The following is a 12,956-nucleotide window of genomic DNA, read 5'->3' as shown; positions in this document are numbered from 1 at the left end:
AGTTTGACTGAAACAATTAAATGTATTGGTTGCGGTGTAGAAATTCAAACAGAAAATAAAAACGAAGTGGGGTATGCTCCTGCCTCATCTTTAGAGAAAGAACAAGTTATTTGTCAACGTTGTTTTCGCTTGAAGCATTACAATGAAATTCAAGATGTATCGTTAACAGATGATGACTTCCTACGCATTTTAAATGGAATTGGAAAATCAGATGCATTAGTAGTCAAAATTGTAGATATTTTTGATTTTAATGGTAGCTGGTTACCTGGCTTACATCGTTTCGTAGGGAATAATAAAGTATTACTTGTTGGAAATAAAGCTGATTTAATTCCAAAGTCAGTAAAACATGATAAAGTAAAACATTGGATGCGCTATAGTGCAAAGCAGCTAGGATTAAAACCAGAAGATGTCTTTTTAATTAGTGCAGCGAAGGGACAAGGAATCGCTGAACTAGCAGATGCTATTGAGTATTATCGCGGCGGCAAAGATGTTTATGTTGTTGGATGTACGAATGTAGGGAAATCGACATTTATTAATCGTATGATTAAAGAATTTAGTGATGAGACTGAAAATGTAATTACAACATCTCATTTCCCAGGAACAACACTTGATTTAATTGATATTCCATTGGACGAAGAGTCTTCTTTATATGATACGCCAGGTATTATTAACCACCACCAAATGGCTCATTATGTTGGAAAGCAAAGCTTAAAGCTTATTACACCAACAAAAGAAATTAAGCCGATGGTATTCCAATTAAATGAAGAACAAACGTTATTCTTTAGTGGATTGGCACGTTTTGATTATGTAAGTGGTGGTCGTCGTGCATTTACTTGTCACTTCTCGAATCGCTTAACAATCCATCGTACAAAGCTTGAGAAAGCAGATGAATTATATAAAAATCATGCCGGGGATTTACTAAGCCCACCAACGCCAGAAGAATTAGCAAATATGCCTGAGCTAGTGAAATACGAATTTAATATTCGTGAACCTAAAACGGATGTTGTATTCTCTGGATTAGGATGGGTTACTGTGAACGAACCAGGAGCAAAAATTGTTGCACACGTACCAAAAGGAGTAAGTGTTTCACTACGTAAATCTTTAATTTAATATGGAGAGGGATTTATGAAACAATTATATGGTGTAATCGGAAATCCAATTGGACATTCATTATCACCCGTTATGCATAACGATGCATTTGAACACTTGAATATGGATGCCCATTATCATGCGTTCCTTGTTGAAGAGGAATTGCTAGGGGAAGCAGTAAGAGGTTTAAAAGCATTAGGTATTTCAGGATTTAATGTAACAACTCCGCACAAGGTTGCTATTATGGAGTATTTGGATGAGATTGACCCATTGGCAAGGAAAATCGGTGCAGTAAATACAGTGGTTCATAAGGATGGAAGATTAATTGGCTATAACACAGACGGGATTGGTTTTGTTCGAGCGCTGCAGTCAATTAGTAATGAACCACTTCAAGGGAAACGTATTTTGTTACTTGGTTCAGGTGGTGCTAGCCGAGCTATTTATTTTTCTCTTGCTGATGTAGGTGTAAAAGAGATTGATGTAGCCAATCGTACAGTAGATAAGGCAAAGGAACTTATTGCTGCACGTACGGCCGATGTTAATTCTGTTGCTTTGTCGTTAGAAAAAGCGACAGAAGAACAAGGAAATTATGATATTATCATTCAGACGACAACGATAGGTATGCATCCACACGTAGAACATACGCCATTACAAATTTGTTCGTTAAAAAAAGGAACGATTGTATCAGATATAATTTATAATCCATTTGAAACGAAAATTTTATGTGAGGCAAAAGAGCAAGGTGCAATCATTCAAAATGGTATTGATATGTTTGTTTATCAAGGAGCACTTGCATTTGAAATGTGGACAGGACGCACGCCAAATATCGAGAGAATGAAACAATTAGTTATAGAAAAGCTTGGAGGCTAACATACATGTTAACAGGAAAACAAAAAAGATTTTTACGTGCACAAGCACATCATTTAACACCAATTTTTCAAGTAGGAAAAGGCGGAGTAAATGAAAATATGATTAAACAAATCGCAGATACTTTAGAAGCTCGTGAGTTATTTAAAGTAAGTGTATTACAAAACTGTGAATTTGATCGCCGTGAGGTTGCGGAAGAACTTGCAAAAGGTGCACGTGCTGAAATCGTTCAAGTAATTGGAAGCACAATCGTTTTATACAAAGAATCAAGAGAAAATAAACAAATTAAGCTTCCTCGATAAAAAGACTAGCATGCGCTATTTTTATCGTTTATGCGTAATGATGTAGAGAGCGAAACCGATTGAACTTTTATTAATAGCAACTCTCTTCATTCCTAACCGAGGAGAGTTGCTGTATGTAAAAGGAAGGGGCGTTTCTTTTGAGAAAAATTGGCATCATTGGCGGTACATTTGATCCGCCTCACTATGGACATTTGCTAATTGCAAATGAAGTATATCACGCTTTGAACTTGGAAGAAGTATGGTTCTTGCCAAACCAGATTCCGCCACATAAACAAGGGCGGAATATTACAAGTGTAGAAAGTCGTTTACATATGTTAGAGCTCGCGACTGAGGCAGAAGAGCACTTTTCTATTTGTTTAGAAGAGCTAAGTAGGAAGGGCCCATCTTATACGTATGACACTATGTTACAATTGACGAAGAAGTATCCGGATGTGCAGTTTCACTTTATTATTGGTGGGGATATGGTTGAGTATTTACCGAAGTGGTATAACATTGAAGCTTTACTTAATCTTGTAACGTTTGTTGGAGTTGCAAGACCTGGGTATACATTGCATACACCATATAAGATTACTACAGTGGAAATTCCGGAATTTGCAGTTTCTTCATCCTTATTACGTGAGAGATATAAGGAGAAGAAAACGTGTAAATATTTACTTCCCGAAAAAGTACAGGTATATATCGAGAGGAATGGGTTGTATGAATCGTGAAAATGCACTGCATATTGTCAAACAACAAATGCATGAAAAACGTTATATACACACAATTGGTGTAATGGAGACAGCGATTGAGCTTGCTAAGTTATACGGTGTGGACGAAAAAAAAGCAGAGATGGCAGCTATATTCCATGATTATGCGAAATGTAGAGCAATTTCAGAGATGGAAGAGATTATTAAACGTGAAGATTTGCCGAAAGATTTACTTTGCTATAACAAAGAGTTATGGCATGCACCTGTTGGGGCATACTTAGTAGAAAAAGAAGTAGGCATTACGGATTCTGAAATTTTGCAAGCTATTACATATCATACAAGTGGTCATGAGAATATGACGATGTTAGATAAAGTGATTTATGTAGCGGATTACATTGAACCTGGGCGAAAGTTTCCAGGAGTGGAAGAGGCTCGTAAACTCGCATATACGGATATAAATCAAGCTTTATTATTTGCGTTAAAGAGAACAATTCAATTTTTAATGGAAAAAGATCAGACGATTTATCCATTAACATTCCAAACATACAATGCAGTTATCAAGGAGGAAATGAGTAAATGAACGATAAAGATTTATTAGTATTAGCGGCAAAAGCAGCTGATGATAAGAGAGCAGAAGATATGGTTGTCCTAAATATGCAAGGTATTTCACCAATTGCAGATTATTTCATTATTTGTCACGGAAATTCAGATAAACAAGTGCAAGCAATTGCACGTGAAATTAAATCAAAAGCACATGAGTTCCAAATCGACGTACAACGTATGGAAGGGTTTGACGAAGCACGTTGGGTATTAGTTGATCTTGGAGATGTAGTTGCTCATGTATTCCATAAAGATGAGCGTAATCACTATAATTTAGAGCGTCTATGGGGCGATGTGCCACGTGAAGATATTACAGAAGAGTTAGGCCAATGAAATACGAACAATTTGCATTGTTGTACGACGAACTAATGAATGATGTCCCTTATGATAAATGGGTGGAATTTACAGAGGAAAGTTTACAGCAGGCAGATATGAAAGAGGCAAAAATTCTTGATGTAGCATGCGGTACAGGTAATGTAACCCTGCCGCTTGTGCAAAAGGGTTACGATTTAATAGGTGTCGATCTTTCAGAAGAAATGTTAACAGTCGCTCAGCAAAAACTAGGAGGAGAGGGATACTTTATTCCTTTTTATCAACAAGACATGCGAGAGCTTGATGTTCCAGGTGAGTTTGATTGTGTAACCATCTTTTGTGATTCATTAAATTATGTATTGCAAGAAGATGGAGTACAAGAAACATTTAGAAGAGTATTTCATCATTTACGTCAAGATGGTTTGTTTTTATTTGATGTACATTCTTTATATAAAATACATCATGTATTTCAAAATGAAACGTATACAGTGAATGGAGAAGAAATATCTCTTATTTGGAATTGCTTCCCTGGTGAAGAATCAAATAGTGTAGAGCATGATTTAACATTCTTTGTTCAAGATCCGGAAGAAGATGTGTACCATCGGTTTGACGAATGTCACGTGCAACGTGCATATCAAGTGGAAGAGTTAACGAAATGGCTTGAAGAAGCAGGTTTTACAGTGCTTCGTGTAACAGGTGATTTTGAGCGACTTGAAGTTACAGAACAAACAGAGCGTATTTTCTTCATGGCGAAGAAAAATGGATAAAACAAAAGCAACCGAGAAGGTTGCTTTTGTTTTATAAAGAAGATGTATTTTTAGTTCTAGCATAATCTGAAGATTGTATGCGTAAAGTGTGGGAATAGTAGTTGAAGTGAAAATGTATTGTAAAAAAGTAAGTATTTATAAAAAGGATTTGGAATGAAAATGACGTATTTATTATGTGTGTTTATTGAATTGCTGATCAACGCATTCTAAATCTTCATCAAATTTTTCATGTGTTCGCTCGATTAACTTATGGAACATATCTCCAACGTGCTCTTCTAAAACCCGAATGCCTTCCCCAGTAACGCCGCCTTTCACGCAAACCTTTTCTTGTAAGGTAGGTAATGTGAAGATTTCTTTTTCAAGTAATTTCCCCATCCCCACGACCATTTCACTTACTAAAGTAGTAGCCTCTTCGTGTGTAATATTTGTTTTATCTACAGCAGCGTTAATGAAGCATTGTAGTAAATAACTAAAGAAAGCAGGACCGCAACTTGCTATATCAGATGAAACGCGCGTTATATCTTCTTCTATTACAAGAGGTGTAGAAATGTTTTTGAATAGACGAAGTAGTTTTTGTTGCCATTCTTCAGAGCAATTATCTCCAAATGTAAATAGTGAGGCGCCAGAGAGCGCGCGATTTGTGATACTTGGAATGATACGCGCGACGTGGCAAGGTACGAGAGTCTCTAATTGTGATGGAGATATTGGACTTGTAATAGAAACTAAGCACGTTTCATCAGAAAAATGTTCAGCGTATTTTTTTAGGATAGGGTATATATCTATCGGCTTGACACAAATAAAAATAAGTTGTGATTGTTCGATTACTTCCGGGATTGTTTTTGCTATATGAACAGAAGGGTATTTTTCTTTTATATGATATGCTTTTGCAGGCGTCCGATTAATGATTGTAAGGCACGAAGGTTTGACAGCACGGGTTTCTAAAAATGCATCGATTAGTATATTCCCCATGTTTCCTGTCCCTATAATTCCTATGTTCAAAGTTTCATCCCTCCTTCGTAACAGCTTTCTCCTAAACAATATGAATGATGTTATAAATTTATGATTAGAGGTGTAAAATGATGTGGGATTTTCCGAAAAAGTGGTTAGGTTTAGTAGCTATTATTGGAACTTTACTTTTTCTTGTTTTTTGGAAAACGAATCAGAGTGTAGAACGAATGCCTATTACAATGAATGTACAAGAGAAGGAGATCGAAAAAAAGGGTAAACCGAAAATATCGGATACAAAGGAACAGAAAAGAACAATTATAATTGATGTGAAAGGAGCGGTTAGTAAAGAAGGGGTATATGAAATGAAGGAAGGAGATCGCGTAAAGGATGCGGTTCAAAAGGCTGGTGGTTTTTTATCAGAAGTAGATATGAAAAAGTGAATTTAGCACAAATTGTACAAGATCAAATGCTTCTTTATATACCGAGTAAAAATGAATCAGAACAAGGGGTGCTTACTTCTTCTAAGGAAGATGGCAAGATTCGAATAAATACAGCGGCGAAAGAACAACTAGAAAAAATTACAGGGATTGGCTCTCGAAAGGCAGAAAGTATTTTGAAATATCGAGAAGAACATGGTCCGTTTCAGAAAATAGAAGATTTATTAGAGATTGATGGGATTGGTGCGAAGTCTCTTGAAAAGATAAAAGATCAAATTATTATTCCGTAAAAGATTGACGAAGTTTTTCTTCTTTCGCTACACTACAAGTAGACAAAAAAGTAGGTGAAAAATATGGAACGAATTTCATGGGATCAATATTTTATGACGCAAAGCCATCTACTATCTTTGCGTAGTACATGTACAAGGCTTGCGGTAGGAGCGACAATCGTTCGCGATAAACGAATTATTGCTGGTGGATATAATGGTTCAATTAAAGGTGGCGTACATTGTATAGATGATGGTTGTTACGTAATCGATAATCATTGTGTTCGGACAATTCATGCCGAAATGAATGCTTTATTACAATGTGCCAAGTTTGGTGCGAAAACAGAGGAAGCAGAAATTTACGTTACGCATTTCCCTTGTTTACAATGTTGTAAGGCAATTATTCAAAGTGGTATTACAGCGGTTTATTATGCGCAGGATTATAAAAATCATCCATACGCCATAGAGTTATTTGAACAAGCGAATGTAACAGTGAAACACGTTCCGCTAGAATATGATATTGCTGCATTAGAGGATCAAAAACGTTATACAGAGTTGAAAGAATTATTTGTGTCTTTAGAAAAAGATAATTTATCAATGGAAGAATTACAGCATGTATTCACGAAAGCAAAAATGATGCTATAAGGAGTGAGTATAAGTTGCAAGAACAATGGGGGTATGTTGCAATCTCGTTTATAATAGGGATTGCAATTGCCTTTTCCTCGTCACTTTTATTGATAGTTTTTTGCCTCTTTTTAAATGTTTTCTTCTGTTTATATCGCACTTCGCGTAAAACCTTCATTTTTTGTATTGTAGCGTGCTTTAGTAGCGTTATATACACTTCCTATGTTCAAGTATGGAATAAGCCTCTAGGGAAGCCCTATGCAGTTACAAGAGGGGTTATACAAAACACACCGCTTGTTAATGGGGATCGCCTATCTTTTCAATTTGAAGATCAGAATAAAAATATAGTGCAGTTAAGTTATAGAATAAAATCAGCTTTGGAAAAGAAAAAAATGCAACAATTATACGCAGGGATATCATGTGTATTCGAGGGTGAGAGGAAAGAACCGGAAACAGCTCGGAATTTTCATGGTTTTAATTACCGTGATTATTTATACAAGCAACATATTCATTTCACATTTGAGGCTACATATATTTCTGAATGCTATAAAACATCACTGTCGCTCACGCAATGGATTCTTCTTTTAAGGCAACAAGCAATCTCGAAAGTTACAGAAATGTTTCCAGAGCAATCAGGTGCTTTTATGAATGCATTACTCTTTGGTGATAGACAACAAATGACGTTTGAAGTGGAAGAGCAATATCAACAATTTGGTCTTGTACATTTGTTAGCAATTTCAGGTTCACACATTGTATTGTTGATGGTGATAGTATATTTTATTTTGCTAAGAAGCGGTGCGACGAGGGAGGTAGCAACAATTTGCCTTATCATTTGTATTCCTTTGTATATGGTTTTAGCAGGGGCTTCACCCTCTGTTATAAGAGCTTCTATAACAGGGGTTTTGATGTTGATTGCTTTTATGTGCTCGATTCGTTTATCTAGTTTAGATGCTTTAAGTGTAACAGCTATATGTATGCTTATATATGACCCTTATCTTGTTTTTAATATTGGATTTCAGTTTTCTTTTGTAGGTAGCTTCGCTTTACTTTTGTCTGCTCCGTTATTGTTAGGGAGTAGCAACGGAGTAATCCGAAATTCTATTTATATTTCTATCATTTCACAGCTCGTTAGTACTCCGATTTTGTTATATCACTTTGGTTATTTTTCTCCATATAGCATTCTCCTCAATCTCTTATACGTTCCGTTTTTATCTATCATTGTATTACCATGTAGCATTATTATTTTACTGTGTATGCCAATTGTCCCGTTTCTTGCAAAAGGATTTGCGGATGTATTATCAATAGGCTTGAGTATGTCTAATGATTTTCTAAGTTATTGTGAAAGTTTACCATTTACCCAGCTTATCTTCGGGGAAACGCCCTTCAATCTTGTAGCTGTATATTGCGCGAGTATTGTCAGTATATTGATGGTTTGGGAAAGAAGAGCGCCGAAAAAAATGGTTTGTATAGTTGCGAGTGTATTTATTTTTATTAGCACATGTCATTATGTATATCCATATTTTAGAGGAAGCGGAAGTGTAACATTTATTGATGTTGGACAAGGTGATGCAATATTAATTCGCCTTCCGTATGATAAAGGGATTTATCTTATTGATACAGGTGGAACGCTTCGTGTGAATAAGGAAGAATGGCAACAAAAAAAGCATGAATTTTCTGTTGGGAATGATGTTTTAATACCCTTTTTACAAAAAGAAGGTATTAAAACAATTGATAAATTAATCGTAACGCATGGAGATGCAGATCATATAGGTGCTGCGCAAGAATTATTATCATATATACCTGTAAAAGAAGTGGTATTTGGCCGAAAGGGAAAAGATGCAGTATTAGAAAAAGTAGTCAAGAAACAGGCATTAGAAAAGGAAATGAAAATAACTGAAGTGGGGGAAGGGGCGAGTTGGAGTGTAAATGAAGCGGAATTTTTCGTTTTAGCTCCAAAAGGAAAAGAAAAAAGCGAAAATAACGCTTCAATTGTAATATGGGCAAAATTTGGAGGGTTGAAGTGGCTATTTACAGGCGATTTGGAAGAAGAAGGGGAAAAGATTTTAGTAGAGGCATATCCAGATTTACAAGTGGATGTTTTAAAAGTTGCTCATCATGGGAGTAATACGTCATCTATAGAGCCTTTTTTGAACGTCATACAGCCTCGTGTAGCGATTATATCTGTTGGTAAGCAGAATAGGTATGGACACCCGCATAAAGAAGTGATAGAGCGTTTTGAGAAGATGGGGAGTGCGATATGGCGCACGGACAAGCAAGGTGCTATTTCCTATGTTTTTAAAGGGGAAAATGGAACCTTTAAAAGTAAAATCACATATGATAAAACACATAATAGATGAAAAAGAGAAGACTGCCATGAAGTGGCAGTCTTTAAGAACCGATAAATTTAATAACAGTTGCAATGATGAAAAGTGTTGCGAAAAAACCAAATGAGACGATAAATCCTACCCCTGAATCAATAGCGTCATTGCGTTTACTTTGAACGTTTTGTTCAAAATCATTCATTTAGAATCCCTCCCCAACATTCCACTTTAGTATAAAATATTGTCAGAAAAAAATCTACAATTTCCATATGAAGAGAAAACGAGCTTTTTTGCTACTTTTAAATCATGAAGTAATGTGAGTTTTTCGTTTCCAAGCATGTTAACAGTTGGCACTTATACTCAAATTTTTATTGCGAATAATAAAGGGAAGGTGATTACCGCACACCAATAAGAAACCCGGGGCTTATTGCGTGGCGTTTAATATAAATAAAGGGACGGGTTATAAAGCCTGTTCCTTTGTACTTGTAAAACAAAAGCTAGGGCATTAGTATAAATATATATTGCCAAGTTAGGGAGTAGGAAAAAGTATGAGTGATATACATAAAAAAATTAAAAAGAAACAGTTTGCTCCGTTATATTTACTATATGGAACGGAAGCTTTTTTTATAAATGAAACGATAAAGCTTATTACGACAGAAGCACTTGAAGAAGAAGATCGAGAGTTTAATGTTGTGACATACGATTTAGAAGAAGCGTATTTAGAAGATGTGGTTGAGGATGCGCGTACGCTTCCTTTCTTCGGAGAACGGAAAGTACTGTTAATAAAATCACCGCTATTTTTGACTTCGCAAAAAGAAAAGTTAGAGCAAAATATAAAAATTTTAGAAGAATACATTGGTGAACCTTCTCCATTTTCTATTCTTGTTTTTGTTGCGCCTTACGAAAAACTTGATGAGCGAAAAAAAATTACAAAACTATTAAAGAAAACAGCAGATGTAGTAGAAGCAAATGCGATGCAAATACAGGATGTTCAGAAGTGGATTGTTGCTCGTGCAGATGAAGTGCATGTGCATATTGATAACGCGGCTGTTAGTTTGTTGCTAGAGCTTGTGGGAAGTAATGTAACAATGTTGGCGAAGGAAATGGACAAGTTAACGTTATACGTCGGTATGGGCGGAGAGATTACGACGAAACTTGTTGCAGAGCTTGTACCAAAATCCGTTGAGCAAAATGTATTCGCTTTGACAGAAAAAGTGGTGAAAAAAGATATTGCAGGTGCAATGCAAATTTTGGATGGATTATTTACGCAGCAGGAAGAGCCGATTAAATTGCTTGCGTTATTAGTGAGTCAATTCCGCTTGTTGTATCAAGTGAAAGAGCTACAGCAACGTGGTTATGGACAAAATCAAATTGCGTCTCATATTGGTGTACATCCGTATCGCGTGAAGTTGGCAATGAATCAAACGAAGTTTTTCTCTTTTGAAGAATTAAAAAAAGTGATTATAGAATTAGCGGAAGCTGATTATAGTATGAAGACGGGAAAGATGGATAAGAAACTTGTGCTCGAGTTTTTCTTAATGCGATTAAATCATATGTGATGACACAAAAAAGTTCATGTACTAAGTACATGAACTTTTTTGTATATAAAAAAACGATCCAAATGGATCGTTTTTTAAACGCCTTACGCGTTTACTTGTTTCGCTAAGCGAGATTTTTGACGAGCTGCAGCGTTTTGGTGGATAAGACCTTTACGAGCTGCTTTGTCAAGTTTTTTAGAAGCAGTTTTGAAAGCTTCTTTAGCATTTTCAAGATCGTTATTAGTAACTAAAGCTTCTACAGTTTTAACAGCAGAACGCATGTCAGACTTGATAGAAGCGTTATGTGCACGACGCTCTTCGCTAAGTTTAGCGCGTTTGATAGCAGATTTGATGTTTGCCATACTTTTCACCTCCCTGGTGCAATCGAATGACTCGATTCTTACATAGAACAAGTGATATTCTATCAAACGGTGAAGAGAATTGCAATAGTATATCCATGAAATTTCACGTAAAGGAAAGAATGACCTTATATAACTTTGGGAAATCTAACGATATTTACTATGAATTACGGAGGAGATACGATGAAAGAACCATTAGATTTAAGTAAATATAGCATTAGAACTGACCTTGCTGTAGAAGCCCATCAAATGTTGCAAGAAAGCCAAGAGGAACAAAAAGGGATACAGGGAGTTATTGTAAAAGAGAGAGAAGAAGAGGGGACTATAATTACAAAAGTAACAATTGATGAAGCTGCCTCTGAAGCGATGGGTAAAAAGCCTGGAAATTATTTAACGCTTGAAGTTCAAGGTATACGTCAGCAAGATACAGAACTTCAACAAAAAGTGGAGCGTATTTTTGCAAAAGAATTTTCTAATTTCTTAGAAGAGGTTGGCGTTACAAAAGAAGCAAGCTGTTTAATTGTAGGTCTTGGGAATTGGAATGTAACACCAGATGCTCTTGGACCGATAGTTGTAGAAAATGTATTAGTAACGAGACATTTGTTTCAATTACAGCCTGAAAGTGTAGAAGAAGGGTTTAGGCCTGTTAGTGCAATTCGGCCGGGGGTAATGGGAATTACAGGAATCGAAACGAGCGATGTTATTTATGGGATTATTGAGAAGACGAACCCGGACTTTGTAATTGCGATTGACGCATTAGCTGCCCGTTCTATTGAACGAGTAAATAGCACGATACAAATTTCTGATACTGGAATTCATCCCGGATCGGGGGTTGGGAATAAACGTAAAGAACTAAGTAAAGACACATTAGGTATCCCTGTAATCGCGATTGGTGTTCCGACTGTGGTCGATGCTGTTTCGATTACAAGTGATACGATTGATTTTATTTTGAAACATTTCGGCCGAGAGATGAAAGAAGGAAATAAACCTTCACGCTCTTTGTTACCAGCGGGATTTTCATTTGGAGAAAAGAAAAAATTAACGGAAGAAGATATGCCGGATGAAAAGAGCAGAAATATGTTTTTAGGTGCTGTTGGTACGTTGGAAGAAGAAGAAAAAAGAAGGCTGATTTATGAAGTGCTATCTCCTCTTGGTCATAATTTAATGGTAACCCCAAAAGAAGTAGATACTTTTATTGAGGATATGGCGAATGTAATAGCGAGTGGTTTAAATGCGGCGCTGCATCATCAAATTGATCAAGATAATACGGGAGCATATACACATTGAGGGGAACAGATGATTATCGTTTGAGTCGCTTTACGCTTTTGTGTATATGTAGTGTGGCTTTATGTTTACTTATGATGATAGCAGGAGTGGCACTTGCTAATCATGGTTTGAAAAGTATGAAAGGCTATCAGCAACTGTCATATGAACAAATAGCTCATATGACAGGGACAGAAAGTACAGGTGCTGAATCAGAAATTTTGGGTAGCTCGTTTTCGGCCTCAGAAAAACAACAACAGTTAGAACGTTTAAGAAGTTTTAATGTTGTAGAAGGAATTGGGATGGCAGTAGCTAGTGTAGCTTATGAAATGACGAAGTTCGGAACGGATATCGTTGTTGGGAAAATAAAAGGAATTTTTAGCTAAGAGTAACATGGGAGGCGGTTGTTTTACTGGTTTGTAAGACAGCCGTTTTAAAATTTGAAAAGGGTTTGTCTCTTATGGTTTATTCGCATAAGATATAGATAGAATGATTTGTATCGTAAGCAGCACGAGTTTTCATTGAATCTTTGTTGCTCTATTGATATAATCAGTGCTAGTGTATATTGGCGAGACTA

15 protein-coding genes and 1 pseudogene are annotated in these 12,956 nt (G+C 36.2%); 13 read left to right on the top strand and 3 right to left on the bottom strand.

Going from position 1 to position 12,956, the window contains the following annotated elements; genetic code table 11:
• Positions 1 to 3 precede the first annotated feature (3 nt).
• The 7 genes from yqeH to ACTL4X_RS21930 all read left to right on the top strand — a co-directional run bounded on the left by yqeH (position 4) and on the right by ACTL4X_RS21930 (position 4,623).
• Entirely contained in the window at positions 4 to 1,110 is a 1,107-nt protein-coding gene (gene yqeH, locus ACTL4X_RS21960; protein ID WP_000140799.1) for a ribosome biogenesis GTPase YqeH, read from the top strand.
• Positions 1,111 to 1,125: 15 nt separating this feature from the next.
• Complete coding sequence (gene aroE, locus ACTL4X_RS21955) at positions 1,126 to 1,959, top strand: shikimate dehydrogenase (protein WP_000812076.1); 834 nt, start codon at positions 1,126 to 1,128, stop codon at positions 1,957 to 1,959.
• Positions 1,960 to 1,964: 5 nt separating this feature from the next.
• Complete coding sequence (gene yhbY, locus ACTL4X_RS21950; protein ID WP_000955224.1) at positions 1,965 to 2,258, top strand: ribosome assembly RNA-binding protein YhbY; 294 nt, start codon at positions 1,965 to 1,967, stop codon at positions 2,256 to 2,258.
• Positions 2,259 to 2,395: 137 nt separating this feature from the next.
• Complete coding sequence (gene nadD, locus ACTL4X_RS21945; RefSeq protein ID WP_001226048.1) at positions 2,396 to 2,965, top strand: nicotinate-nucleotide adenylyltransferase; 570 nt, start codon at positions 2,396 to 2,398, stop codon at positions 2,963 to 2,965.
• Positions 2,955 to 3,524, top strand: coding sequence for a bis(5'-nucleosyl)-tetraphosphatase (symmetrical) YqeK (gene yqeK, locus ACTL4X_RS21940; protein WP_001078477.1), 570 nt, complete (start codon positions 2,955 to 2,957; stop codon positions 3,522 to 3,524). Before nadD ends, yqeK begins: the two co-directional genes overlap by 11 nt.
• On the top strand, positions 3,521 to 3,877 hold the full coding sequence (gene rsfS, locus ACTL4X_RS21935; RefSeq protein ID WP_000998173.1) for a ribosome silencing factor: 357 nt from the start codon (positions 3,521 to 3,523) through the stop codon (positions 3,875 to 3,877). Before yqeK ends, rsfS begins: the two co-directional genes overlap by 4 nt.
• A complete protein-coding gene (locus ACTL4X_RS21930; protein WP_000873069.1) occupies positions 3,874 to 4,623 on the top strand; it encodes a class I SAM-dependent methyltransferase in 750 nt (249 codons plus the stop codon). Before rsfS ends, ACTL4X_RS21930 begins: the two co-directional genes overlap by 4 nt.
• Before the next feature lie 171 nt (positions 4,624 to 4,794).
• On the opposite strand, the gene comER is transcribed toward ACTL4X_RS21930, so the two are convergent.
• Positions 4,795 to 5,622 (bottom strand): late competence protein ComER, encoded by an 828-nt coding sequence (comER, locus tag ACTL4X_RS21925; RefSeq protein WP_001020554.1) that lies wholly within the window; start codon positions 5,620 to 5,622, stop codon positions 4,795 to 4,797.
• Positions 5,623 to 5,699: 77 nt separating this feature from the next.
• Here comER and ACTL4X_RS21920 point away from each other — a divergent pair.
• The 3 genes and pseudogenes from ACTL4X_RS21920 to ACTL4X_RS21910 all read left to right on the top strand — a co-directional run bounded on the left by ACTL4X_RS21920 (position 5,700) and on the right by ACTL4X_RS21910 (position 9,255).
• A pseudogene (locus ACTL4X_RS21920) lies at positions 5,700 to 6,298 on the top strand (helix-hairpin-helix domain-containing protein).
• 63 nt (positions 6,299 to 6,361) lie between these two features.
• The gene (locus ACTL4X_RS21915) at positions 6,362 to 6,919 is read left to right on the top strand and encodes a ComE operon protein 2 (protein ID WP_000439770.1); all 558 of its coding nucleotides are present in this window, start codon (positions 6,362 to 6,364) and stop codon (positions 6,917 to 6,919) included.
• 14 nt (positions 6,920 to 6,933) lie between these two features.
• Entirely contained in the window at positions 6,934 to 9,255 is a 2,322-nt protein-coding gene (locus ACTL4X_RS21910; protein ID WP_001157837.1) for a DNA internalization-related competence protein ComEC/Rec2, read from the top strand.
• Positions 9,256 to 9,286: 31 nt separating this feature from the next.
• Here ACTL4X_RS21910 and ACTL4X_RS21905 read toward each other — a convergent pair whose 3' ends face one another.
• A complete protein-coding gene (locus tag ACTL4X_RS21905) occupies positions 9,287 to 9,421 on the bottom strand; it encodes a YqzM family protein (protein ID WP_000997609.1) in 135 nt (44 codons plus the stop codon).
• Positions 9,422 to 9,767: 346 nt separating this feature from the next.
• Here ACTL4X_RS21905 and holA point away from each other — a divergent pair, with 346 nt between their 5' ends.
• On the top strand, positions 9,768 to 10,778 hold the full coding sequence (gene holA / locus ACTL4X_RS21900) for a DNA polymerase III subunit delta (protein WP_001279916.1): 1,011 nt from the start codon (positions 9,768 to 9,770) through the stop codon (positions 10,776 to 10,778).
• 83 nt (positions 10,779 to 10,861) lie between these two features.
• On the opposite strand, the gene rpsT is transcribed toward holA, so the two are convergent.
• Complete coding sequence (gene rpsT, locus ACTL4X_RS21895; RefSeq protein WP_001274011.1) at positions 10,862 to 11,119, bottom strand: 30S ribosomal protein S20; 258 nt, start codon at positions 11,117 to 11,119, stop codon at positions 10,862 to 10,864.
• A gap of 180 nt (positions 11,120 to 11,299) precedes the next feature.
• Between rpsT and gpr the strand changes: the two genes are divergently transcribed.
• Positions 11,300 to 12,403, top strand: coding sequence for a GPR endopeptidase (gpr, locus tag ACTL4X_RS21890; protein WP_000662618.1), 1,104 nt, complete (start codon positions 11,300 to 11,302; stop codon positions 12,401 to 12,403).
• Positions 12,400 to 12,765: a YqxA family protein gene (locus ACTL4X_RS21885; RefSeq protein ID WP_001215037.1), complete on the top strand. Its 366-nt coding sequence runs from the start codon at positions 12,400 to 12,402 to the stop codon at positions 12,763 to 12,765. The genes gpr and ACTL4X_RS21885 overlap by 4 nt, the downstream gene beginning before the upstream one ends.
• Positions 12,766 to 12,956 lie beyond the last annotated feature (191 nt).

The organism is Bacillus sp. RE35 (genome assembly GCF_052146655.1).
In the GTDB taxonomy this organism is placed as follows: domain Bacteria; phylum Bacillota; class Bacilli; order Bacillales; family Bacillaceae_G; genus Bacillus_A; species Bacillus_A cereus.
Note: the sequence above shows the minus strand (reverse complement) of the source record. Positions and strands in the feature narration are given on the sequence as shown.

What these genes read in the sequence shown, in the direction of transcription:
- aroE (WP_000812076.1), top strand. Translation starts at nt 1,126, where the DNA reads ATGAAACAATTATATGGTGTAATCGGAAATCCAATTGGACATTCATTA.
- yhbY (WP_000955224.1), top strand. Translation starts at nt 1,965, where the DNA reads ATGTTAACAGGAAAACAAAAAAGATTTTTACGTGCACAAGCACATCAT.
- yqeK (WP_001078477.1), top strand. Translation starts at nt 2,955, where the DNA reads ATGAATCGTGAAAATGCACTGCATATTGTCAAACAACAAATGCATGAA.
- rsfS (WP_000998173.1), top strand. Translation starts at nt 3,521, where the DNA reads ATGAACGATAAAGATTTATTAGTATTAGCGGCAAAAGCAGCTGATGAT.
- ACTL4X_RS21930 (WP_000873069.1), top strand. Translation starts at nt 3,874, where the DNA reads ATGAAATACGAACAATTTGCATTGTTGTACGACGAACTAATGAATGAT.
- ACTL4X_RS21915 (WP_000439770.1), top strand. Translation starts at nt 6,362, where the DNA reads ATGGAACGAATTTCATGGGATCAATATTTTATGACGCAAAGCCATCTA.
- ACTL4X_RS21905 (WP_000997609.1), bottom strand. Translation starts at nt 9,421, where the DNA reads ATGAATGATTTTGAACAAAACGTTCAAAGTAAACGCAATGACGCTATT.
- holA (WP_001279916.1), top strand. Translation starts at nt 9,768, where the DNA reads ATGAGTGATATACATAAAAAAATTAAAAAGAAACAGTTTGCTCCGTTA.
- rpsT (WP_001274011.1), bottom strand. Translation starts at nt 11,119, where the DNA reads ATGGCAAACATCAAATCTGCTATCAAACGCGCTAAACTTAGCGAAGAG.
- gpr (WP_000662618.1), top strand. Translation starts at nt 11,300, where the DNA reads ATGAAAGAACCATTAGATTTAAGTAAATATAGCATTAGAACTGACCTT.